Annotated in this window: 23 protein-coding genes; 1 reads left to right on the forward strand and 22 read right to left on the reverse strand. The window is 70.5% G+C overall.

The features are described 5' to 3' along the window. Positions 1-63 precede the first annotated feature (63 nt). The 11 genes from rpoZ to pyrR form a co-directional block, all read right to left on the reverse strand. Entirely contained in the window at positions 64-336 is a 273-nt protein-coding gene (gene rpoZ, locus QF034_RS06720) for a DNA-directed RNA polymerase subunit omega (RefSeq protein WP_003988945.1), read from the reverse strand. Between the two features lie 71 nt (positions 337-407). After that, positions 408-1,001, reverse strand: a complete 594-nt coding sequence (gene gmk / locus QF034_RS06725; RefSeq protein ID WP_086562157.1) for a guanylate kinase — start codon at positions 999-1,001, stop codon at positions 408-410. Between the two features lie 58 nt (positions 1,002-1,059). Continuing rightward, entirely contained in the window at positions 1,060-1,383 is a 324-nt protein-coding gene (locus QF034_RS06730) for an integration host factor (protein WP_003977346.1), read from the reverse strand. A gap of 299 nt (positions 1,384-1,682) precedes the next feature. After that, on the reverse strand, positions 1,683-2,528 hold the full coding sequence (gene pyrF, locus QF034_RS06735) for an orotidine-5'-phosphate decarboxylase (protein ID WP_307174063.1): 846 nt from the start codon (positions 2,526-2,528) through the stop codon (positions 1,683-1,685). Continuing rightward, the gene (locus QF034_RS06740) at positions 2,525-3,631 is read right to left on the reverse strand and encodes a quinone-dependent dihydroorotate dehydrogenase (RefSeq protein ID WP_307174064.1); all 1,107 of its coding nucleotides are present in this window, start codon (positions 3,629-3,631) and stop codon (positions 2,525-2,527) included. Before QF034_RS06740 ends, pyrF begins: the two co-directional genes overlap by 4 nt. 71 nt (positions 3,632-3,702) lie before the next feature. Then, positions 3,703-7,011 (reverse strand): carbamoyl-phosphate synthase large subunit, encoded by a 3,309-nt coding sequence (gene carB / locus QF034_RS06745; RefSeq protein WP_307174065.1) that lies wholly within the window; start codon positions 7,009-7,011, stop codon positions 3,703-3,705. After that, positions 7,004-8,146 carry a glutamine-hydrolyzing carbamoyl-phosphate synthase small subunit gene (gene carA / locus QF034_RS06750; protein WP_307174066.1) on the reverse strand — a complete coding sequence of 381 codons (1,143 nt, stop codon included), beginning with the start codon at positions 8,144-8,146 and terminating at the stop codon, positions 7,004-7,006. The genes carB and carA overlap by 8 nt, the downstream gene beginning before the upstream one ends. Continuing rightward, positions 8,143-8,712 carry a PH-like domain-containing protein gene (locus QF034_RS06755; protein WP_307174067.1) on the reverse strand — a complete coding sequence of 190 codons (570 nt, stop codon included), beginning with the start codon at positions 8,710-8,712 and terminating at the stop codon, positions 8,143-8,145. Before QF034_RS06755 ends, carA begins: the two co-directional genes overlap by 4 nt. Next, on the reverse strand, positions 8,709-9,995 hold the full coding sequence (locus QF034_RS06760; protein ID WP_307174068.1) for a dihydroorotase: 1,287 nt from the start codon (positions 9,993-9,995) through the stop codon (positions 8,709-8,711). The genes QF034_RS06755 and QF034_RS06760 overlap by 4 nt, the downstream gene beginning before the upstream one ends. A gap of 5 nt (positions 9,996-10,000) precedes the next feature. Continuing rightward, entirely contained in the window at positions 10,001-10,978 is a 978-nt protein-coding gene (locus QF034_RS06765) for an aspartate carbamoyltransferase catalytic subunit (RefSeq protein ID WP_307174069.1), read from the reverse strand. A 102-nt stretch (positions 10,979-11,080) separates the two neighbouring features. Continuing rightward, positions 11,081-11,647, reverse strand: a complete 567-nt coding sequence (gene pyrR / locus QF034_RS06770; RefSeq protein WP_086840123.1) for a bifunctional pyr operon transcriptional regulator/uracil phosphoribosyltransferase PyrR — start codon at positions 11,645-11,647, stop codon at positions 11,081-11,083. A gap of 266 nt (positions 11,648-11,913) precedes the next feature. Here pyrR and bldD point away from each other — a divergent pair, with 266 nt between their 5' ends. Then, positions 11,914-12,417, forward strand: coding sequence for a transcriptional regulator BldD (gene bldD, locus QF034_RS06775; protein ID WP_086562148.1), 504 nt, complete (start codon positions 11,914-11,916; stop codon positions 12,415-12,417). 182 nt (positions 12,418-12,599) lie between these two features. On the opposite strand, the gene nusB is transcribed toward bldD, so the two are convergent. The 11 genes from nusB to ruvX all read right to left on the reverse strand — a co-directional run bounded on the left by nusB (position 12,600) and on the right by ruvX (position 22,597). Beyond that, positions 12,600-13,034, reverse strand: coding sequence for a transcription antitermination factor NusB (nusB, locus tag QF034_RS06780; RefSeq protein WP_274814998.1), 435 nt, complete (start codon positions 13,032-13,034; stop codon positions 12,600-12,602). A 2-nt stretch (positions 13,035-13,036) separates the two neighbouring features. Further along, a complete protein-coding gene (efp, locus tag QF034_RS06785; RefSeq protein ID WP_010046444.1) occupies positions 13,037-13,603 on the reverse strand; it encodes an elongation factor P in 567 nt (188 codons plus the stop codon). A gap of 49 nt (positions 13,604-13,652) precedes the next feature. Further along, positions 13,653-14,762, reverse strand: coding sequence for an aminopeptidase P family protein (locus QF034_RS06790; protein ID WP_307174070.1), 1,110 nt, complete (start codon positions 14,760-14,762; stop codon positions 13,653-13,655). A 252-nt stretch (positions 14,763-15,014) separates the two neighbouring features. After that, complete coding sequence (locus QF034_RS06795) at positions 15,015-15,878, reverse strand: Pro-rich N-terminal domain-containing protein (protein ID WP_307174071.1); 864 nt, start codon at positions 15,876-15,878, stop codon at positions 15,015-15,017. 165 nt (positions 15,879-16,043) lie between these two features. Then, positions 16,044-17,135 carry a 3-dehydroquinate synthase gene (gene aroB / locus QF034_RS06800; RefSeq protein ID WP_307174072.1) on the reverse strand — a complete coding sequence of 364 codons (1,092 nt, stop codon included), beginning with the start codon at positions 17,133-17,135 and terminating at the stop codon, positions 16,044-16,046. After that, entirely contained in the window at positions 17,132-17,644 is a 513-nt protein-coding gene (locus tag QF034_RS06805) for a shikimate kinase (protein WP_307174073.1), read from the reverse strand. Before QF034_RS06805 ends, aroB begins: the two co-directional genes overlap by 4 nt. Continuing rightward, positions 17,641-18,825, reverse strand: a complete 1,185-nt coding sequence (gene aroC, locus QF034_RS06810; protein ID WP_307174075.1) for a chorismate synthase — start codon at positions 18,823-18,825, stop codon at positions 17,641-17,643. Before aroC ends, QF034_RS06805 begins: the two co-directional genes overlap by 4 nt. A gap of 143 nt (positions 18,826-18,968) precedes the next feature. Next, positions 18,969-19,364 (reverse strand): hypothetical protein, encoded by a 396-nt coding sequence (locus QF034_RS06815; RefSeq protein ID WP_307174076.1) that lies wholly within the window; start codon positions 19,362-19,364, stop codon positions 18,969-18,971. A gap of 48 nt (positions 19,365-19,412) precedes the next feature. Then, entirely contained in the window at positions 19,413-20,240 is an 828-nt protein-coding gene (locus QF034_RS06820) for a shikimate dehydrogenase (RefSeq protein ID WP_307174077.1), read from the reverse strand. A 10-nt stretch (positions 20,241-20,250) separates the two neighbouring features. Then, positions 20,251-22,011: an endolytic transglycosylase MltG gene (gene mltG, locus QF034_RS06825; RefSeq protein WP_307174078.1), complete on the reverse strand. Its 1,761-nt coding sequence runs from the start codon at positions 22,009-22,011 to the stop codon at positions 20,251-20,253. A 121-nt stretch (positions 22,012-22,132) separates the two neighbouring features. Beyond that, positions 22,133-22,597, reverse strand: a complete 465-nt coding sequence (gene ruvX, locus QF034_RS06830) for a Holliday junction resolvase RuvX (protein WP_307174079.1) — start codon at positions 22,595-22,597, stop codon at positions 22,133-22,135. Positions 22,598-22,604 lie beyond the last annotated feature (7 nt).

Raw genomic sequence — 22,604 nt, forward strand, 5'->3', positions numbered from 1 at the left:
CACAGGCCCGGCAGTCGGCCTGCCGGGCCTGTGGAAAAGTCAGCGTCAAGCTGTAAACAGCACTTACTGCGCCGGGCCCTCGACGGCCTCGGACGTCAGCAGCCCCGCGTTGATCTCGCGAAGGGCGATCGAGAGCGGCTTCTCGTGGACGTGGGTGTCGACGAGAGGACCGACGTACTCGAGGAGACCCTCGCCGAGCTGCGAGTAGTACGCGTTGATCTGGCGGGCCCGCTTGGCCGCGTAGATCACGAGGCTGTACTTCGAGTCGGTGGCCTCGAGGAGCTCGTCGATCGGCGGGTTGATGATGCCCTCGGGCGCGGAGATGGAAGAGGACACGCTCTACCTTCCGATGGATGGGAAAGATTCTGTCGGGATGATCAGCGAGACCCTGAAACGATCAGCGATGGTCACACCACGTCCATCAAGGCTAGCAGCTCGCGAGCCACGTCCTCGACGGAGGTGTTGACCAGGGTCGTATCGAACTCGGGCTCGGCGGCCAGTTCGATCTTCGCCGCATCGAGCCGGCGCTCGATGACCTCGGGCGGTTCGGTGCCGCGCCCGGTGAGTCTGCGCACGAGCTCCTCCCAGGAGGGGGGAGCCAGGAACACCAGCTGGGCCTCGGGCATCGACTCCCGGACCAGCCGGGCGCCCTGGAGGTCGATCTCGAGGAGTACGGGCTCGCCCTTCTCCAGGCGCTCCTGCACGGCCGCACGCGGCGTGCCGTAGCGGTTGCCCGCGAACTCGGCCCACTCCAGCAGTTCGCCGTTGGCGATCAGCTTGTCCATCTCGTCGTCGGTGACGAAGAAGTAGTGGACTCCGTGCTTCTCGCCGGGCCGGGGCTTGCGGGTCGTCGCCGACACCGAGAGCCAGACCTCGGGATGTTCCTTGCGCATATGGGCGACGACCGTGCTCTTGCCGACCCCGGAGGGGCCGGAGAGCACGGTCAGCCGCGGACGTACGTCCGGGGGCACGGGGGTGGTCCCCCGGGGTGTTGCAGCCATGCAGCGATTATCCAGCAAACCCGGAGTGCCCGGGACTCGCTCCCCCGGAGTTCCCGGTTCAGGAGCCGGTGCTGCCGAACTCACGCTCAAGGGAGGCGATCTGGTTGGAACCGAGACCCCGCACGCGGCGGCTCTCGGAGATACCGAGTCGCTCCATGATCTGCTTGGCGCGGACCTTGCCCACGCCCGGCAGGGACTCGAGGAGGGCGGAGACCTTCATCTTGCCGATGACGTCGTTCTCCTGGCCCTGCTTGATGACCTCGTGAAGAGAGGCGCCGGAGTGCTTGAGTCGATTCTTGACCTCGGCCCGCTCCCGGCGAGCCGCGGCGGCCTTTTCGAGCGCGGCTGCGCGCTGTTCAGGGGTAAGGGGCGGAAGAGCCACGCCTACGTCACCTCGGATGTCGAACTGTCGGATACGGACCGGTGAGGAACCTAGTCGCCCCACACCTGGGGAGCCACGAGCAACACGCTTGCCCGTTCACTCTCGTCGGAGACTAGCGGGCAAGTCCGCCAGAGTCAGCGAGAACAGCGGAAAAGTCCTGGTCAGCCTTCATCTCAACGGACATTTAGGACATACTGCCCCGGATTTGAGGATGTATTCAGGCTCAAGCGTGCCCCGGACCACTCATCGGAGGACTCCGGAAGAGGCCTGGAAGGGGTCGGGAGGAGGTCAGGAGGAGGTCAGGAGGAGGCCACGGCGTGCCGGATCTCCTCCGCGAAGCGTTCCGCGGCGTCACGCAGCGCGACCGCGTGGGGACCGTGGCGTAGCACTCCCCGGCTGACGTTCGGCACGACATTGCGCACCGCCGCCCCGAAGACCCCGGGAAGATCGGCCGGCGTCGCCCCCTGGGCACCGATGCCGGGCGCGAGGAGCGGGCCGTTGATGTCCAGGTCGTACGACGACAGATCGCCGAGGGTCGCGCCGACGACGGCGCCGAAGGACCCCAGGGGCTCCTCCCCCGCGTTCTCGGCGGACAGGTGCGCGAGCATGGTCGCTCCGACGTTGCGGCCGTCGGAGCGCACGGCGTGCTGGACCTCGCCGCCCTCCGGGTTGGAGGTCAGCGCCAGCACGAACAGCCCGGCCCCGCTCTCCCGGGCCAGCGCGACGGCCGGGCTGAGCGAGCCGTAGCCCAGGTAGGGCGAGACGGTCAGCGCGTCGGAGAACAGCGGGGCGTCCTTGTGCAGGAAGGACTCGGCGTACGCGGCCATGGTCGAGCCGATGTCGCCGCGCTTGGCGTCCATCACGACGAGCGCGCCCGCCGCCCGCGCCTCGGCGACCGACTTCTCCAGGACGGCGACGCCGCGCGAGCCGAACCGCTCGAAGAACGCGCTCTGCGGCTTGAGCACGGCGACCCGGTCGGCCACCGCCTCGACGACCGTGCGGCTGAACCGCTCCAGGCCCGTCACGTCGTCGTCGAGGCCCCACTCGGCGAGCAGGGAGGCGTGCGGGTCGATGCCGACGCAGAGCGGGCCGCGCTCGTCCATGGCGCGGCGCAGCCGGACGCCGAAGGGTTCGAGACCACTCATGCCGTCTTCCTCACGTCGGCGCCCACCGCGTCGGCGAGCGTGGCGTACGGGCTGGTGCGCAGGCGCGCGGCGAGCCCCTTGTGGATGGTGCGGGCGTAGAAGGGCCCCTCGTAGATGAAGGCGCTGTAGCCCTGGACCAGCGTGGCACCGGCCAGGATGCGCTGCCAGGCGTCCTCGGCGTTCTCGACGCCCCCGACGCCCACCAGGGTGATGCGGTCGCCCACGCGCGCGTAGAGGCGGCGCAGGACCTCCAGGGAGCGTTCCTTCAGGGGCGCGCCGGACAGGCCGCCGGTCTCCTCGACCAGGGAGGGGTCGGACCTCAGGCCGAGTCCCTCGCGCGCGATGGTCGTGTTCGTGGCGATGATCCCGTCCAGGCCGAGTTCCACGGCGAGGTCGGCGACGGCGTCGATGTCCTCGTCGGCGAGGTCCGGCGCGATCTTGACCAGGAGCGGGACGCGCCGCGCCGGAACCGTGCGGTCGGCGGCCTCGCGGACGGCGCTCAGCAGGGGCCGCAGCGCCTGTGTGGCCTGGAGGTTGCGCAGGCCGGGGGTGTTCGGGGAGGAGACGTTGACCACGAGGTAGTCGGCGTAGGGCGCCAGCCGCTCGGCGGACTTCACGTAGTCCGTGACGGCCTCCTCCTCGGGTACGACCTTGGTCTTGCCGATGTTGACGCCGACGACGGTCTTGAAGACGGGCGTCCGGGAGGCCAGGCGGGCGGCGACGCGGAGCGATCCGTCGTTGTTGAAGCCCATGCGGTTGATCAACGCCCGGTCCTTGACCAGGCGGAACAGCCGCTGCTTGGGGTTGCCGGGCTGCGGCTCGCCGGTGACCGTGCCGATCTCGACGTGGTCGAAGCCGAGCATCGCCATGCCGTCGATGCCGACGGCGTTCTTGTCGAAGCCCGCGGCGAGCCCGAAGGGGCCGTGCATCCGCAGCCCGAAGGCCTCCGTGCGCAGTTCCTTGTGGCGGGGCGCGAGGGCCGCCGCGAGGAAGGTGCGCAGCACGGGCACGCGGGCGGCCAGGCGGATCCAGCGGAAAGCCAGGTGGTGGGCCTGCTCCGGGTCCATCCGCTTGAAGAGCAGACTGAAGAAGATCTTGTACATGGTGTCCTCACGAAGACATGGGTGTCCTCACGAAGAGGGGGACACCGTTTCCGGTGTCCCCCTCGGGGCTGCTAGTCGCGGGCCGCTGTCAGGTGTTCCGCGTGTTCCTGGAGCGATCGGACGCCCACGTCACCGCGGTTGAGGGCGTCGATGCCCTGGACCGCCGCCGCGAGCGCCTGGACCGTCGTCAGGCAGGGCACGGAGCGTGCCACGGCCGCCGTGCGGATGTCGTAGCCGTCGAGGCGGCCACCGGTGCCGTACGGGGTGTTGACGATGAGGTCGACCTCGCCGTCGTGGATGAGCTGGACGATGGTCTTCTCGCCGTTCGGGCCGGTGCCCTCGGACTGCTTGCGCACGATCGTGGCGTTGATGCCGTTGCGCTTGAGGACCTCGGCCGTGCCGGAGGTGGCGAGCAGCTCGAAGCCGTGCGCGACCAGCTCCCGCGCCGGGAAGATCATCGAGCGCTTGTCGCGGTTGGCGACCGAGATGAACGCCCGGCCCTTGGTGGGCAGCGGGCCGTAGGCGCCCGCCTGCGACTTGGCGTACGCCGTGCCGAAGACGGAGTCGATGCCCATGACCTCGCCCGTGGAGCGCATCTCCGGGCCGAGGACCGTGTCGACGCCGCGGCCGTGGATGTCGCGGAAGCGCGACCACGGCATGACGGCCTCCTTCACGGAGATCGGCGCGTCGAAGGGCAGCTCGCCGCCGTCGCCGGTGGCCGGGAGCAGGCCCTCGGCGCGCAGTTCGGCGATGGTCGCGCCCAGGGAGATCCGGGCGGCGGCCTTCGCCAGCGGCACCGCGGTCGCCTTCGAGGTGAAGGGGACGGTGCGCGAGGCGCGCGGGTTGGCCTCCAGGACGTAGAGGATGTCGCCCGCCAGCGCGAACTGGATGTTGATCAGGCCGCGCACCCCGACGCCCTTGGCGATGCCCTCCGTGGAGGCGCGCAGGCGCTTGATGTCGAAGCCGCCGAGCGTGATCGGGGGCAGGGCGCACGCCGAGTCGCCGGAGTGGATGCCGGCCTCCTCGATGTGCTCCATGACGCCGCCGAGGTACAGCTCCTCGCCGTCGTAGAGCGCGTCGACGTCGATCTCGATCGCGTCGTCCAGGAACCGGTCGACCAGGACCGGACGGGACGGGCTGATCTCCGTCGACTCGGCGATGTACGCCTCCAGGCGCGTCTCGTCGTAGACGATCTCCATGCCGCGCCCGCCGAGGACGTACGAGGGACGCACCAGGACCGGGTAGCCGATCTCGTCGGCGATGGCCTTGGCCTCGGCGAAGGTCGTGGCCGTGCCGTGCTTGGGGGCGGGGAGGCCGGCCTCCTTCAGGACCCGGCCGAAGGCGCCCCGGTCCTCGGCGGCGTGGATGGCCTCCGGGGAGGTGCCGACGATCGGCACGCCGTTGTCCTTCAGCGCCTGCGACAGGCCGAGCGGGGTCTGGCCGCCGAGCTGGACGACGACGCCCGCGACCGGGCCGGCCTGCTGCTCGGCGTGGACGATCTCCAGCACGTCCTCGAGCGTCAGCGGCTCGAAGTACAGGCGGTCGGAGGTGTCGTAGTCCGTGGAGACGGTCTCCGGGTTGCAGTTGACCATCACGGTCTCGTAGCCCGCGTCGCTGAGCGCGAAGGAGGCGTGGACGCAGGAGTAGTCGAACTCGATGCCCTGGCCGATGCGGTTCGGGCCGGAGCCCAGGATGATGACGGCCGGCTTCTCGCGGGGCGCGACCTCGGTCTCCTCGTCGTAGGAGGAGTAGAAGTACGGCGTCTTCGCGGCGAACTCGGCGGCGCAGGTGTCGACCGTCTTGTAGACCGGGCGGACGCCGAGCGCGTGCCGGACCTCGCGGACGACGTCCTCGCGCAGGCCGCGGATCTCGCCGATCTGCGTGTCGGAGAAGCCGTGCCGCTTGGCCTCGGCGAGCAGGCCGGGCGTGAGCTCGGGCGCCTCGGCCAGCTCGTCCGCGATCTCCTTGATCAGGAAGAGCTGGTCGACGAACCAGGGGTCGATCTTCGTGTACTCGAAGACCTCCTCGGGCGTGGCGCCCGCGCGGATGGCCTGCATGACCGCGTTGATCCGGCCGTCGGTGGGGCGGACCGCCTCACGGAGCAGCTCGTCCTTGTCGCCGGGGTCGCCGACGAAGGTGAACTGGCTGCCCTTCTTCTCCAGCGAGCGCAGGGCCTTCTGGAAGGCCTCGGTGAAGTTGCGGCCGATGGCCATGGCCTCGCCGACCGACTTCATGGTGGTGGTCAGGGTGGAGTCCGCGCTCGGGAACTTCTCGAAGGCGAAGCGCGGGGCCTTCACGACCACGTAGTCGAGCGTCGGCTCGAAGGAGGCCGGGGTCTCCTGCGTGATGTCGTTCGGGATCTCGTCCAGCGTGTAGCCGACGGCGAGCTTGGCGGCGATCTTGGCGATCGGGAAGCCGGTGGCCTTGGAGGCGAGCGCCGAGGAGCGCGACACGCGCGGGTTCATCTCGATGACGATGACCCGGCCGTCCTCGGGGTTCACGGCGAACTGGATGTTGCAGCCGCCGGTGTCGACGCCGACCTCGCGGATCACGGCGATGCCGATGTCGCGGAGGGTCTGGTACTCGCGGTCGGTGAGCGTCATCGCCGGGGCGACGGTGATGGAGTCGCCGGTGTGCACGCCCATGGGGTCGAAGTTCTCGATGGAGCAGACGACCACGACGTTGTCGTGCTTGTCGCGCATCAGCTCCAGCTCGTACTCCTTCCAGCCGAGGATGGACTCCTCCAGGAGCACCTCGGTGGTCGGGGAGAGCGTGAGGCCCTGGCCGGCGATGCGGCGCAGCTCCTCCTCGTCGTGGGCGAAGCCGGAGCCGGCGCCGCCCATGGTGAAGGACGGGCGGACGACGACCGGGTAGCCGCCGAGCTCCTCGACGCCCCTGAGGACGTCGTCCATGGAGTGGCAGATGTAGGACCGGGCGGACTCGCCGTGGCCGATCTTCTTGCGGACCTCCTCCACGACCTCCTTGAACTGGTCGCGGTCCTCGCCCTTGTGGATCGCCTCGACGTTGGCGCCGATCAGCTCGACACCGTACTTGTCGAGCGTCCCCGACTCGTGCAGGGAGATCGCGGTGTTGAGGGCCGTCTGGCCGCCCAGGGTGGGCAGCAGCGCGTCCGGGCGCTCCTTGGCGATGATCTTCTCGACGAACTCGGGGGTGATGGGCTCGACGTAGGTGGCGTCGGCGATCTCCGGGTCGGTCATGATCGTCGCCGGGTTGGAGTTCACCAGGATGACCCTGAGGCCCTCGGCCTTCAGGACGCGGCACGCCTGCGTGCCGGAGTAGTCGAACTCGGCGGCCTGGCCGATGACGATCGGGCCGGAGCCGATGACCAGGACGGACTGGATATCGGTGCGCTTAGGCACGCTGGCCCTCCATCAGGGAAACGAAGCGGTCGAACAGGTAGGCGGCGTCGTGCGGGCCGGCTGCCGCTTCGGGGTGGTACTGGACACTGAAGGCGGGGCGGTCGAGGAGCTGGAGCCCCTCCACCACGTTGTCGTTCAGGCAGACGTGGGACACCTCGGCGCGGCCGAACGGGGTCTCGGAGACCTGGTCGAGCGGGGCGTCGACGGCGAAGCCGTGGTTGTGCGCGGTGACCTCGACCTTGCCGGTCGTACGGTCCTGCACGGGCTGGTTGATGCCGCGGTGGCCGTACTTCAGCTTGTAGGTGCCGAAGCCGAGCGCGCGGCCCAGGATCTGGTTGCCGAAGCAGATGCCGAACAGCGGCGTGCCGCGCTCCAGGACGCCCTGCATCACGGAGACGGGGTGGTCGGCGGTGGCGGGGTCGCCGGGGCCGTTGGAGAAGAACACGCCGTCCGGGTTCAAAGCGTAGACGTCCTCGACGGTGGCGGTGGCCGGGAGCACGTGCACCTCGATGCCGCGCTCGGCCATGCGGTGCGGGGTCATGCCCTTGATGCCGAGGTCGACGGCGGCGACCGTGAACTTCTTCTCGCCGATCGCCGGGACGACGTACGGCTCGGTGGTGGCGACCTCGGCGGAGAGGTTCGCGCCCTTCATCTGCGGGGCTTCCTGCACGCGCGCGAGGAGTGCGCTGTCGTCCCGGACGGCGTCGCCGCTGAAGATGCCGACGCGCATGGCGCCGCGCTCGCGCAGGTGGCGCGTGAGGGCCCGGGTGTCGATTCCGGAGATGCCGACGACGCCCTGCGCCGCCAGCTCCTCGTCCAGCGAGCGCCGCGAGCGCCAGTTGGACGGCACGCGCGCGGGGTCGCGCACGACGTACCCGGAGACCCAGATGCGCTTGGACTCGGGGTCCTCGTCGTTGACGCCGGTGTTGCCGACGTGCGGGGCGGTCATCACCACGACCTGGCGGTGGTACGAGGGGTCGGTGAGGGTCTCCTGGTAGCCGGTCATGCCGGTGGAGAACACCGCTTCGCCAAAGGTCTCCCCCACGGCCCCGTAGGCACGGCCGCGGAAGACCCGGCCGTCCTCCAGGACGAGTACGGCGGGAGTTTTGGCGGCTCCCCTGGTGGAGGTGGTCATCGTTCGGCGCCTTCCCTGCTGTTCGTTTCGATCATGGAGTTGATGGTGTCGGCCCACTCGTTGTGCTCGGCCGCGTGGTCGGAGCGGAAGCCGGAGTCGATCAGCCGGTCGCCGTGCTCCCAGGTGACGACGAGCAGGCCGCCTTCGGTGAGCACCTTGCCGGCGATGCCCTTGTCGAGCCGGGCCTCGCGCAGCTGTGCGGCCGGGACGAAGAAGTCGCTCGCCCCGGGGCGTACGACGTCCAGTCCGGCGTCCGTGAGGGTCAGCTCGGCGCGGCTGCGGGTGCCCAGGCCGTGCGCGACGATGCGGTCGAGCCACTGCCCGGCCGTGGTGGAGCCGTGGTAGCGGCCGCTCATCGTCAGGCGCTCCGGGCCCGTCTCGTCCGGGGTGACGGGCAGCTCGGGCAGGTCGCCCTGGAGGGTGCCGCGCCACTTCCAGCCCTCGCGCATCAGCCAGTAGACGAGCGCGACGAACAGGGCGAGGCCGACGACCCAGCCGATGCGGGCGGCCCAGTCGGTCACTTGCGCCGATTCCTTCTCGGCGGCCAGCAGCAGTACAGGTGTCACGTGAGCTTCCCGTCGACGAGCGTGGCCTTGCCCCGCAGCCACGTGTGCGTCACACGGCCCGGCAGCTCACGCCCCTCGTAGGGGGTGTTGCGGCTGCGCGAGGCGAAGCCCGCGGGTTCCACGAGCCCACGGTATGCCGTGTCGACCAGGGTGAGGTTGGCGGGCTCACCTGCCGAGACGGGACGGCCGTGGCCCGTGGCCTGTCCGATCTGCGCGGGCTTGACGGACATCCGGTCGGCGACGCCGGCCCAGTCCAGCAGACCCGTGTCGACCATCGTCTCCTGCACCACTGACAACGCGGTCTCCAAGCCGACCATCCCCATGGCGGCCGCGGCCCACTCGCAGTCCTTGTCCTCGTGCGGGTGCGGGGCGTGGTCGGTGGCGACGATGTCGATCGTGCCGTCGGCGAGCGCCTCGCGCAGGGCCATCACGTCGCGCTCGGTGCGCAGCGGCGGGTTGACCTTGTAGACGGGGTTGTACGTGCGGACCAGCTCGTCGGTGAGGAGCAGGTGGTGCGGGGTGACCTCGGCGGTGACGGCGATACCGCGGGACTTGGCCCAGCGGACGATCTCGACGGACCCGGCGGTCGACAGGTGGCAGATGTGGACGCGGGAGCCGACGTGCTCGGCGAGCAGGACATCCCGGGCGATGATCGATTCTTCGGCCACCGCGGGCCAGCCCCCGAGCCCCAGCTCGGCGGAGACCACGCCCTCGTTCATCTCGGCGCCCTCGGTCAGCCGCGGCTCCTGAGCGTGCTGCGCGACGACACCGCCGAAGGCCTTCACGTACTCCAGGGCGCGGCGCATGATCACGGCGTCGTGGACGCACTTGCCGTCGTCGGAGAAGACGGTGACCCCGGCGGCCGACTCGTGCATGGCGCCCAGCTCGGCGAGCTTGCGGCCCTCCAGTCCGACGGTGACGGCACCGATGGGCTGGACGTCGCAGTAGCCGTGCTCCTTGCCGAGCCGCCAGACCTGCTCGACGACGCCGGCGGTGTCGGCGACCGGGAAGGTGTTGGCCATGGCGAACACGGTGGTGTAGCCGCCGGAGGCCGCGGCGCGCGTACCGGTGAGGACGGTCTCGGAGTCCTCACGGCCCGGCTCGCGCAGATGCGTGTGCAGGTCGACCAGGCCCGGCAGCAGCACCTTGCCCTCGGCCTCGACGACCTCCGCGCCCTCGGCGCTCAGAGCGGCACCCACCTCGGCGATGGTCCCGCCGTCGATCAGCACGTCCTGCGGCTCGCCGCCGAGCACCTTCGCACCACGGATCAGGATCTTGCTCATCTGTCTTACTTCTCCTCGGTACGGGGGTGGGTGACGGCGGGCTCGTTGCCACCGAGCAGCAGGTACAGAACGGCCATCCGGATGGACACCCCGTTCGCCACCTGCTCGACGACGGTGCAGCGGTCGGAGTCGGCGACCTCGGCGGTGATCTCCATACCGCGGACCATCGGGCCGGGGTGCATCACGATGGCGTGCTCGGGCATCCGCGCCATGCGGTCGCCGTCGAGACCGTAGCGGCGGGAGTACTCGCGCTCGGTCGGGAAGAAGGCGGCGTTCATGCGCTCGCGCTGCACGCGCAGCATCATCACCGCGTCGGACTTGGGCAACGTGCTGTCGAGGTCGTACGACACCTCGCAGGGCCAGGTCTCGATGCCGACCGGCAGCAGGGTCGGCGGGGCGACGAGGGTGACCTCGGCGCCGAGGGTGTGCAGCAGGTCGACGTTGGAGCGGGCGACCCGGCTGTGCAGGACGTCGCCGACGATCGTGATGCGCTTGCCGTCGAGGTCCTGGCCGATCCCGGCGTCCGGGCCGATCAGGCGGCGGCGCATGGTGAAGGCGTCCAGCAGGGCCTGGGTGGGGTGCTGGTGGGTGCCGTCGCCGGCGTTGACGACGACCGCGTCGATCCAGCCGGAGTTCGCCAGCCGGTACGGGGCTCCCGAGGCGCCGTGCCGTATGACGACGGCGTCGACGCCCATGGCCTCCAGCGTCTGGGCGGTGTCCTTCAGGGACTCGCCCTTGGAGACGCTCGACCCCTTGGCGGAGAAGTTGATGACGTCCGCGGACAGCCGCTTCTCGGCGGCCTCGAAGGAGATCCGGGTCCGGGTGGAGTCCTCGAAGAAGAGGTTGACGATCGTGCGGCCGCGCAGGGTCGGCAGCTTCTTGATCGGCCGGTCGGCGACCCGGGCCATCTCCTCGGCGGTGTCGAGGATCAGGACGGCGTCGTCGCGGGTGAGGTCGGCGGCCGAGATGAGATGACGCTGCATCTGTCAGGCTCCGTAAGGCAGTTCAAACGGGAGAATCGGGGCAGACGGGCGCGCGAGGGCGCGCACTGAGCCGGCGCACGACAGGGGCGCACGCCTGAAGCGCTACTGGGCGGTCGGCTTGGCACCGAGCAGCACGGTGTCGCGACCGTCCTCCTCGGCGAGCTGGACCTTGACCGTCTCCCGCAACGACGTGGGGAGGTTCTTGCCGACGTAGTCGGCGCGGATGGGCAGTTCGCGGTGACCGCGGTCGACGAGGACGGCGAGCTGCACCGCGCGCGGGCGCCCGATGTCGTTCAGGGCGTCGAGGGCGGCGCGGATGGTGCGGCCGGAGAAGAGGACGTCGTCGACGAGGACGACCAGCTTGCCGTCGATGCCGTCACCGGGGATCTCGGTGCGGGCCAGCGCACGCGGCGGGTGCATGCGCAGGTCGTCGCGGTACATGGTGATGTCGAGCGAGCCGCACGGAACCTTGCGCTCGGTGATCTGCTCGAGCTTGTCGGCGATCCGCCGGGCGAGGAAGACGCCCCGGGTCGGAATGCCGAGGAGCACCACGTCGTCGGCGCCTTTGGCGCGTTCGACGATCTCGTGGGCGATGCGGGTCAGTACCCGCGCGATGTCGGGCCCTTCGAGAACGGGCCGGGCATCGGACTGCGAGTCGTGCGTGTCCATACGAAACGGACCTCCTTCTCCGCCTCACGGGACGGACCTTAAAGGACGTCGGGATTGCGCCATCCACGGTAGCAGGCCCTCGCCGTCGCCCGGACGGCCCCCTCGGATCACCCACTCGGCCTAACAGAGTGCCGATACCACGGAAGAGTCGGTGCGGACCATTCGGCTTGACGCGGCAGAGTAACGCTGCGTAACCTCACAGTGAGTTACCAGCCGCGCGGCCTGGCACCCACGCCAGACGCGTCGACACAGTGCCGGGGAGCTATATGTCCAGCGAATACGCCAAACAGCTCGGGGCCAAGCTCCGGGCGATCCGCACCCAGCAGGGCCTTTCCCTCCACGGTGTCGAGGAGAAGTCCCAGGGACGCTGGAAGGCGGTCGTGGTCGGTTCGTACGAGCGCGGCGACCGTGCCGTGACCGTGCAGCGCCTTGCCGAGCTGGCGGACTTCTACGGCGTTCCGGTGCAGGAGCTGCTCCCGGGCACGACCCCGGGCGGCGCCGCCGAGCCGCCGCCGAAGCTGGTCCTGGACCTGGAGCGGCTGGCCACGGTGCCGGCCGAGAAGGCGGGCCCGCTTCAGCGCTACGCGGCCACGATCCAGTCGCAGCGCGGTGACTACAACGGCAAGGTGCTCTCGATCCGCCAGGACGACCTGCGCACACTCGCCGTCATCTACGACCAGTCGCCCTCGGTCCTCACCGAACAGCTGATCAGCTGGGGTGTCCTCGACGCGGACGCGCGCCGCGCGGTGGCGGCCCACGAGGAGGGCTGACCGCTCCCGGGAGCAGCGGAGGGGCCAGCAGAAACGTGCCGCCGGGGTGGCCGAAACCGTATGGGTTTCGGCCGCCCCGGCGCCGTTGTGAGGGCCTGGCAGCCCTCGACGGCACGGGAACGCCGGAGGGCCCGCGGCAGTCACGCTGCTGCGGGCCCTCCGGCGTTCTGTCTGTCTGTCTCTCAGACCTCGTCGCGGCGGAGCGAGGGCTTGAGCTCCTTCAGCCGTCCGAGCAGGCCGTTCACGAACGAGGGCGACTCGTCCGTGGAGAACTCCTTCGCCAGCTGCACCATCTCGTCGAGGACAACGGCGTCCGGGGTCTCGTCGACCCAGATCAGCTCATAGGCGCCGAGCCGCAGGATGTTGCGGTCGACGACCGGCATCCGGTCGAGCGTCCAGCCGACCGAGTACTGGGCGATGAGCTCGTCGATGCGCTTCGCGTGCTGCGCGTAGCCCTCGACCAGTTCCATCGTGTACTCGCTCACCGGCGGCTGCCGGGTGTCGGCCCGGGAGAGCCGGACCCAGTCGGCGAGGACCGTGAGGACCTCGGCGCCGCGCTGGTCGCCCTCGAAGAGGATCTGGAAGGCGCGCTTGCGGGCCGTGTTGCGGGCAGCCACGGTTAGCTGTTCACCCGGCCGAGGTAGTCGCTGGTGCGGGTGTCGACCTTGATCTTCTCACCGGTGGTGATGAAGAGCGGGACCTGGATCTGGTGGCCGGTCTCCAGCGTGGCGGGCTTGGTGCCGCCGGTGGAGCGGTCGCCCTGGACGCCCGGCTCGGTCTCCTGGACGGTCAGCTCGACGGCGGCCGGCAGCTCGACGAAGAGCACCTCGCCCTCGTGCTGGGCGACCGTGGCCGTGAAGCCCTCGACGAGGAAGTTGGCGGCGTCGCCGACGGCCTTGCGGTCGACCATGAGCTGGTCGTAGGTCTCCATGTCCATGAAGACGAAGTACTCGCCGTCCATGTAGGAGAACTGCATGTCGCGCTTGTCGACGGTGGCCGTTTCGACCTTGACGCCGGCGTTGAAGGTCTTGTCGACGACCTTGCCGGAGAGCACGTTCTTGAGCTTGGTGCGCACGAAGGCCGGGCCCTTACCGGGCTTGACGTGCTGGAACTCGACGACGGACCAGAGCTGGCCGCCTTCGAGCTTGAGCACCATGCCGTTCTTGAGGTCGTTCGTGGAAGCCACGGTTGCGGAATCTCCTGGACTGACGTACGACCCCGGGGCACGCACCTGCCTACAGGGCGAGCAGCTCCTTGGTCGTGATGGTGAGTAGCTCGGGTCCGCCGTCCGCCTCTGGGCGGACGACGAGCGTGTCATCGATCCGGACACCGCCCCGGCCCGGGAGGTGGACCCCAGGCTCGACGGTGACCGGCACGCAAGCGTCCAGTTTACCCATGGCCGCAGGACTCAATTGAGGGTCCTCGTCGATTTCGAGCCCGACCCCGTGTCCGGTGAGCGCCGTGAGGCCCTCCGTGTACCCCGCGGAGTCCAGGACCTGGCGGGCGGCACGGTCGACGTCCCGGCAGGCGGCGCCGGGTACCAGGCTCTCACGTCCCGCGCGCTGCGCCGCGAAGACCAGGTCGTACAGCTCGACCTGCCAGTCCGCGGGGGCCGTGCCGATGACGAACGTACGGCCGATCTCGCAGCGGTAGCCGCGGTAGGTCGCGCCCAGGCAGACCGAGAGGAAGTCGCCCTCCTCGACGCGCCGGTCGGTGGGCCGGTGCCCGGGCCGTCCGGCGTTCGGCCCCGTGGCGACGGAGGTGGGGAAGGCCGGGCCGTCGGCCCCGTGATCCACGAGGCGCCTTTCGAGTTCCAGGGCGAGGTGGCGCTCCGTCCGCCCGACGAGGATGGACTCCAGGAGTTCGCCGAGGGCCTGGTCGGCGATCTCGGCGCCGATGCGCAGGCAGGAGATCTCCTCCTCGTCCTTGACGACCCTGAGCTGCTCGACGGCACCGCCGAGGTTGGCCAGGCGCAGCCGGGGGGCGACCGAGCCGAGGGCGCGGTGCCGGGCCACGGTGAGGTGGTGCTCCTCCACTGCGAGGGAGTCGGCGCCCTGGCGCGCGGCGAGGCCGGCGGCCGCGACGGCCGGGTCGCCGCCGCCGGCACCGGGCAGGGTCTGTACGCGCAGGGCCTCGTCGGGGCGCTCCTGCGTGGGGCGGTCGGCCGTCGGGCCGGCACACACCAGGAGGTCCTCGGTCTTGCCCAGCAGGAGAACGGCGCCGTGCGGGGCCGCACCCGCGAGATAGCGCACATTGGCGGGGCGGGAGACCAGCGCCGCCGCGCTGCCGCCCGCGTTGCAGTATTCCCTCAGACGCGTCCGGCGGGCCGCGTACACCTCTGACATGACCCGAGCCTACGAGCGCCGGGGCGATGTCGCCGGTCGGGAGGGCCGAGTGGGGGTTGTCCGCGGCGGCTGGGCGGTACACCGGCCCGTAGCCCGGCGTCTCAGTGTCAGGGCGTCAGCGCTGAGGCCGGGGCGTTGCGCAGGCCGGCGCGCCGGGGTGCCGCTGCGCCCACCCGTGCCGCCCTGGGTACCTCCCAGGCCCTTAAGGCACTGAGGGAGGCACGACTGCCCGCAGCTGGAACCGCACCCCGGCTACCACTTCGGCGGACTCGCGATGGACCTGGCCAGTACATCGTCCAGGAGCCGCGCCGTCTCCGGTACATCCAGCTGCGAGTTGTCGATGATCGGCAGACCGGACCCGTACCACCCGGCCATCCGCCCATGGATACGGGCGACCTCCTCGTCCGACAGCCGCCGATTGCCCGTGCGCTCCGCGTTGCGTTCCAGGACGATGTCCAGCCCGGGCAGGAGGACGACCGGCAGCAGACCCGGCCCGACGTGCCGCTTCCAGCCGCCGAGGCCGACCACGGGCCGGTCGGGAAAGACCGCGTCGTCGAGGATGCAGGAGATGCCGTTGGCCAGGAAGTTCCGCGCGGCGAAACCACACGTGCGGCGGGCGAGGCGGTACTGCGCCTCCGAGTTGTCGTTCCACCCGGACTGCGGGTCGGCGAAGCCCGAGCGGACCCACTCGCGCACGTCGTCGAGGCTGATGTGCGCCGTGGGGACCCGGCGATGGTCCGCCCAGTACTTGGCGACGCTGGTCTTCCCGGCGCCCGCGGGCCCGATGAGCAGCACCGCGAGCGTCGTACCGGCCGGGTCGGGGGCCGCCGTCGCGGGCGGCGCGCTGGGCATGGCGACCGGGCCGCCGGGCGGCAGCGGCACATGGCCGGTGGTGTCCGGCGCCGGGGGGACGGAGGCCTGCGGCGGGAGCGGGCCCGGCCCGGGCGGAGGCGCGGGATAACCGGGTGCCGGGGGCGGCGGGGGCACGGGCGCGGAACCCTGGTGCGCACCCGGGTGCTGCGGGCCCGGGTGGTGTGCGGCCGGCGACCAGCCGACGGCCGGTCCGTGCCCCGGCTGGTGGGGCGGCGGCAGCGGAGAACCCACTGCGTGCTGCATCCGGTGCCACTCCGTCTCGTACAGGCGATGGGCGCTGAACAGCGGGGGCGGAACCCGCTGCTACCGAACGGTACCGCCCCCGGCCGGTGTTGTGTGAACGGCCGGGGGCGGTCCGAAGTGCCCGGCCCCGTAAGGCGATTCCGGGCGGAAGGCGCGCCTGGGTACTTACTGTCCGACTTCGCCGTACGCGGCGAGCAGCACGGCCGGGTCGGGTCCTTCCAGAACCGTGGGCTTGGCCAGACCGTCGAGGACGATGAAGCGCAGCAGATCGCCGCGGGACTTCTTGTCGACCTTCATGGTCTCCAGCAGCTTGGGCCACTGGTCGTGCCGGTAGTGCAGCGGCAGCCCGACGGCTTCGAGGACGGTGCGGTGGCGGTCCGCCGTGGCGTCGTCCAGCCGCCCGGCGAGGCGGCCCAGTTCGGCGGCGAAGTGCATGCCCACCGAGACCGCGGCGCCGTGCCGCCACTTGTAGCGCTCGTTCTTCTCGATCGCGTGTCCGAGCGTGTGGCCGTAGTTGAGGATCTCGCGCAGGCCCGACTCCTTCAGGTCGGACGACACCACGTCGGCCTTGACCCGGATGGAGCGCTCGATGAGCTCGGCGGTGTGCGGACCGGCCGGGGTGCGGGCGCCCTCGGGGTCGGACTCGATCAGGTCGAGGATCACCGGGTCGGCGATGAAGCCGGCCTTGATGACCTCCGCGAGTCCGGAGACGTAGTCGTTGACCGGGAGGGAGTCCAGCGCGGCCAGGTCGCAGAGCACACCGGCGGGCGGGTGGAAGGCACCGACCAGGTTCTTGCCCTCGACGGTGTTGATGCCGGTCTTGCCGCCGACGGCCGCGTCCACCATGGCCAGGACCGTCGTCGGGATCGCGATCCAGCGCACCCCGCGCAGCCAGGTGGCGGCCACGAACCCGGCCAGGTCCGTCGTCGCGCCGCCGCCGACGCCGACGATGACGTCCGTGCGCGTGAACCCGGACTGGCCCAGCGCCTTCCAGCAGTAGGCGGCGACCTCGGCGGTCTTGGCCTCCTCGGCGTTGGGCACCTGGATGGCGACCGCCTCGTAGCCCTGCCCGGCCAGGTCGGCGCGCAGGGCGTCACCGGTCTCGGCCAGTGCCTCGGGGTGGACGATCGCGACCCGCTTGGCCTTGCTGCCGATCAACCCGGGCAGCTCGCCGAGGAGTTGACGCCCTACGAGGACCTCGTAGGGATCGGTGCCCGCCGTGCCGCCGACCTGGATCCGGGTCAGTGCCTCGCTCATGCTTCCTTCAACTCCAGTGCGTCCAGGGCGGCTTGGGTGACCTCTTCGGGGGTGCGGCCGTCGGTGGCGACCACGGCCGTGGCGACCTCTTCGTAGAGGTGGCGGCGGGCCTCCATCAGCTCGCGCCACTGCTTGCGCGGGTTGATGGCGAGCAGCGGCCGGGCCGCGTTCAGACCGGTGCGCTTGACCGCCTCTTCGACGTCCATCGACAGGTAGACCACGCGCTGCCCGGCGAGCAGCGCGCGCGTGTCCGGGTCGAGGACGGCGCCGCCGCCCAGCGCCAGCACGCCGTCGTGCCCGGCCAGTGCCTCGCGCACGGCCTGCTTCTCGATCGCGCGGAAGGCGGGCTCGCCCTCCTCGACGAAGATCTCGGCGATGGTCCGGCCCTGCGCGGCGACGATGTCGTCGTCGGTGTCCCGGTAGCCGGCCCCGAGCCGCCCGGCCAGCAGCTGCCCGACGGTGGACTTGCCCACCCCCATCGGACCGACCAGCACGATCAGCGGGCTCATCGGATGGCCAGATGGTCGAGGTAGGACCGCACGTTGCGGCGGGTCTCGGCCACACTGTCACCGCCGAACTTCTCCGCCACCGCGTCCGCCAGCACCAGCGCCACCATCGCCTCCGCGACGATCCCCGCCGCCGGCACCGCGCACACGTCCGAACGCTGGTGATGGGCGGCCGTGGCCTCGCCCGTGACGACGTCCACCGTCTTCAGCGCCCGCGGCACCGTCGCGATCGGCTTCATCGCCGCCCGCACCCGCAGCAACTCACCCGTGGACAACCCGCCCTCGGTGCCGCCCGAGCGGCCGGACGTCCGCCGGATGCCCTCCGGCGTGCCCACGATCTCGTCGTGGGCCTCGGAGCCCGGCACCCGCGCCAGGTCGAAGCCGTCGCCGACCTCGACGCCCTTGATCGCCTGGATGCCCATCAGCGCCGCGGCCAGCCGGGCGTCCAGACGACGATCCCAGTGCACATGCGAACCGAGCCCGACCGGCACCTCGTAGGCCAGCACCTCGACCACGCCGCCGAGGGTGTCACCGTCCTTGTGGGCCTGGTCGATCTCCGCGACCATCGCCTTCGACGCGTCCGCGTCCAGGCAGCGCACCGGATCCGCGTCCAGCCTCTCCACATCCGCCGGCCTCGGGTACACGCCGTACGGCGCCTTCGCGGCCGCCAGCTCCACCACATGCGAGACGACCTCGATACCGGCCGTCTCCTTCAGATACGACCGCGCCACCGCCCCGAGCGCCACCCGCGCCGCCGTCTCCCGCGCGGAGGCCCGCTCCAGGATCGGACGGGCCTCGTCGAAGCCGTACTTCTGCATCCCCGCCAGATCCGCATGACCGGGGCGCGGACGGGTCAGCGGAGCGTTGCGCGCGAGGCCGGCCAGGATCTCCGGGTCGACCGGGTCGGCCGCCATGACCTGTTCCCACTTGGGCCACTCGGTGTTGCCCACCATGATCGCGACCGGCGAGCCGAGAGTGAGGCCGTGCCGGACGCCGCCCAGGAAGGTGACCTCGTCCCGCTCGAACTTCATCCGCGCACCGCGCCCATAGCCCAGGCGCCGCCGCGCGAGATGGTCCGCCACCATGTCCGTGGTGATCGGCACGCCGGCGGGAAGACCCTCCAGCGTCGCGACGAGTGCGGGACCGTGGGACTCCCCCGCGGTCAGCCAGCGCAACCTGCTCAACGGTGCTCCTCAGTGTTCGCGGCGTGCTTACTGCCCAGCGTACGCACCTCATCGCGTACGGCGACGGCCCGACCGGGTGCGCGGCCCCGGTCCGCCACCTACGATCCTGCCATGTCCGGAGCGCGGGTCCGGCCGCCGGTCCATCAGGCGGACGAGGCCGGGCCGCCGGTCTCCCGCTGCGGCGCGTAGGCGCCCAGGAAGTCCGCGCCGCTCTGCGCTTGCGCGGTCTGCGTCTGCTGCGGTGCCCAGGCGCCCAGATGGTCGGCCCCGCTGCCCTGCTGCTGCGCCTGCTGCGGTGCGTACTCCCCCAGGTAGTCCGCGCCGCGCCCCTGCCCGTACTGGGCCGCCGCGTGGACGGGCCGGCCGCTGCGCACGGCCCGCCGGTAGGCGATCTTGCGCTTGATCTTGACCGCCCAGGACGCGAGGACCGCGAGCACGATCAGGGCGAGCACCGTGATCTGCACCCAGTCGGGCAGGAATCCCAGCAGGGACTCGAATATCTGGGACTTGACGGACGCCTGAGGCATGCCGCTGGACATGGTTGGTTCCCCTCCCCTGTTCCGCCCCCTGCGGAACGAGAGCGGATCCTATCGGGCCGCGAGAGCGCGTTCGCCCGCTTTTCGCATGGCGTCCAGCGGGGCCGGGGCCCGACCCGTCATCTGCTCGACCTGCAGCACTGCTTGGTGCACCAGCAGGTCGAGGCCGCTGACGACCGCGCCGCCGTACGCCGACCAGCGGGCGGCGAGGGCGGTCGGCCAGGGGTCGTAGAGCACGTCGAACAGGGCCGCCGGGCGCTCCGGGACGGATCGGGCGAGGGCGTCGGTGACACCCGCCGGCGTGGTGCTGATCACCAGCGGGGCGTGCAGGGCCCGCTCGGCGTCCGCCCAGTCGGCGATGCGCACCGGGACCTCCAGCCGTTCGGCCCACTGCCGCATCTCGGCGGCCCGGGCCTCGCTGCGCACGTACACGGCGATCTCGCCCGGGCAGACCCGGGACAGCGCGGCCAGTGCGGACGAGGCGGTGGCGCCCGCGCCCAGGATCGCGGCGGCCTCGACCTTGTCGATGCCGTGCTCGCGCAAAGCCGCGACCATGCCGGGGATGTCGGTGTTGTCGCCGGTCCGGCGGCCGTCCTCGGTGAGGACGACCGTGTTGACCGCGTCGACGGAGGCCGCTGTCTCGCTGATCCCGTCGAGCAGCGGGATCACGGCCCGCTTGAGCGGCATGGTCAGCGAGAGCCCCGCCCATTCGGGCCCGAGCGTCTCGAAGAACCCGGGCAGCGCGGCCTCGTCGACCTCGAACCGGTCGTACGTCCAGCCGGTCAGGCCCAGCTCCTCATAGGCCGCGCGGTGCAGGACCGGGGAGAGCGAGTGGGCGATCGGGGAGCCGAGAACGGCGGCTCGGCGATGTGCGGCCATCAGGTGTTCCTCAGTTGTTCCGCGAGGCGTTGAACTTGTCGACCAGCTTCTGGTGCTCGGCGTTGGTCTTGGTGAACTCGCTGGTCTTGCCGTCCAGCGAGATGAAGTAGTACCAGCCGTCCTTCGTCGGGTTCAGGGCGCCCTTGAGCGCCGCCTCGCCCGGGTTGTCGATCGGCCCGGGCGGCAGGCCCTTGTGGAAGTACGTGTTGTACGGGTTGTCGTAGTTCCGCAGCTCGCTCAGACTCAGGTCGATCTTGCTCTGGTTCTTGATGTAGTTGTAGGTGGAGTCGAACTCCAGCATGCCGTTGGTCTGCGGATTCCCCGGCTTCATGCGGTTGTAGACGACCTCGGCCATCTTGCGGAAGTCGTCGTGGCTCGTGCCCTCGGCCTGGGCCAGGCTCGCGACGGTGAGCAACTGCCAGGGGTCCTCGAGTCCGAGGCTCTGGGCCTTCTTCTCCACGCCGAGCTTCTCGTACGTCTGGGTGGCCCGGGTCACCATCCGTTTCAGCACGTCCTCGGGCTTCTGTCCCTTGGCGATGCCGTAGCTGGAGGGGTAGAGGAACCCTTCCAGCGGGTCCTTGACATCCTTGTGGTTCAGCGCCCAGTCGGGCAGGCCGAGCTTCTTCCAGTCCTTCTTGGCGACCGCGGCGGTGGTGCCGTCCTTGACCTCCAGCCGCTTGTCGATGAGCCGGTAGATGTCGGCATTGCGCTTGCCCTCGGCGATGATCAGGTTGTCGCGGCTCTCCGGGCTGAGCATCATTTCGACCGCGCTGTCGGCCGACATTTGCTTTTGCAGCGTGTACACGCCGTCCTGGATGGTCCTGCCCTCGGGGTTGCCGGCCTGCGCCGAGACGAAGGCGTCGACGCTCTTGACGACGCCCGCGGACTTCAGCACCCGGCCGATCGTGTAACCGTCCGCACCCTGCGGGATCTCGACGGACACCTGCTGCCCGTTGCCGTCCCCCGCATAGTCCGGGGCGTCGCCGAAACGATCCTGGAAGAACTGGTAGCCGAAGTAGCTGACGCCCGCCAGGCCGCCGCCGAGGACCAGGACGACCACCAGGCAGGCCATTCCGCTGCGGCGCTTCTTGGGCTTGCCGCCGCGTCCCCGCTGGTCGTCACGCCGGCGGCGGTCGCCCGGCTCGTCGGCGTCGTCATCGTCGTCGCCGCCCGCGAAGAAGGCGTGCTCACCCTGGTCGGGGCCGGGGTCCCAGTCGGTCTCCGGCTCCGGCTCGGCCCGCCGCCGGCCGGGCGGCTCCGGTGGCGGATACGCGTCAGGCGTGCCGTAGTAGTCGGACTGGCCCTGGCCGTACGCACCGGTTTGCTGACCGTACGGGTCGGCGGGGTCGCCGGGGTACGAGACCTGCTGGTGCTGTCCTGTGGCCCAGCCGCCGTTGTCGTACTGCTGCTGGTGGTATCCGGGATCCTGTTGGTATCCCTGGTCCTGGTATCCCGGGTCCTGCTGGTATCGCTGGTCTTGGTGCCCCTGGTCACCCTGCCCCGGGTACTGCTGATGCCCATGGGCCTGTGCCGCGTACTGCTGCTGGTCGTACTGGTACTGCTGCTGCGCCTGACCGTATCCGGCCTGCTCACCGGTGCCCCAGTCGCCGTACTGCGGCTGCTGCGGCTGCTCTGGATGGTGCTGCGGCTGGCCGCCGTAGGGGGAATGCCGGCCCTGGTGGGCCTGCTCTCCTCCCCATCCGCCGTCCCCGTACAACGGGTCCTCCGGATGCCACGGTTCGGAGCCTTGGCCCCGGCCATACTCAGTCATCGATCCCCTAGAGCCGCGAGGCGGCGGTCACGCGGCTTCCGGCTCGGCTCCCGTCCCGCCTCTTGCTGTGCGGTGGCTGTTCGAATGCCGCCGCATCGCGCGGAACGTTACCGTATCGCGATCAGATGACCACTTCGACGCCTTCTCCGGGTGCTTTACCTGACACCCGTTCGGATTCGAGGGCCTGTTGCAGGATGATCACCGCCGCCGCCTGGTCGATGACGGACCTTCCCTTCTTGGACTTCACGCCCGAAGCGCGCAGTCCCTGACTGGCCGTCACCGTCGTCATGCGTTCGTCCACGAGTCTCACCGGAACCGGGGAGATCATGCGCGCCAGTTCCTGCGCGAAGCCCCGGACCTTGACCGCGGCCGGGCCCTCGCCGCCCTTGAGGGAGCGCGGGAGACCGACCACGACCTCGATGGGCTCGTACTCCTCGACGAGTTGCTTCAACCGCCGGTGAGCTGCGGGGATGTCACGCCCCGGGACCGTCTCCACCGGGGTGGCGAGGATCCCGTCGGGGTCGCACGAGGCGACCCCGATCCGGGCGTCCCCGACGTCGATCGCGAGTCGACGTCCTCTGCGCATCTTTTCC

The sequence above is a fragment of the Streptomyces africanus genome (assembly GCF_030816955.1).
Taxonomy (GTDB): domain Bacteria; phylum Actinomycetota; class Actinomycetes; order Streptomycetales; family Streptomycetaceae; genus Streptomyces; species Streptomyces africanus.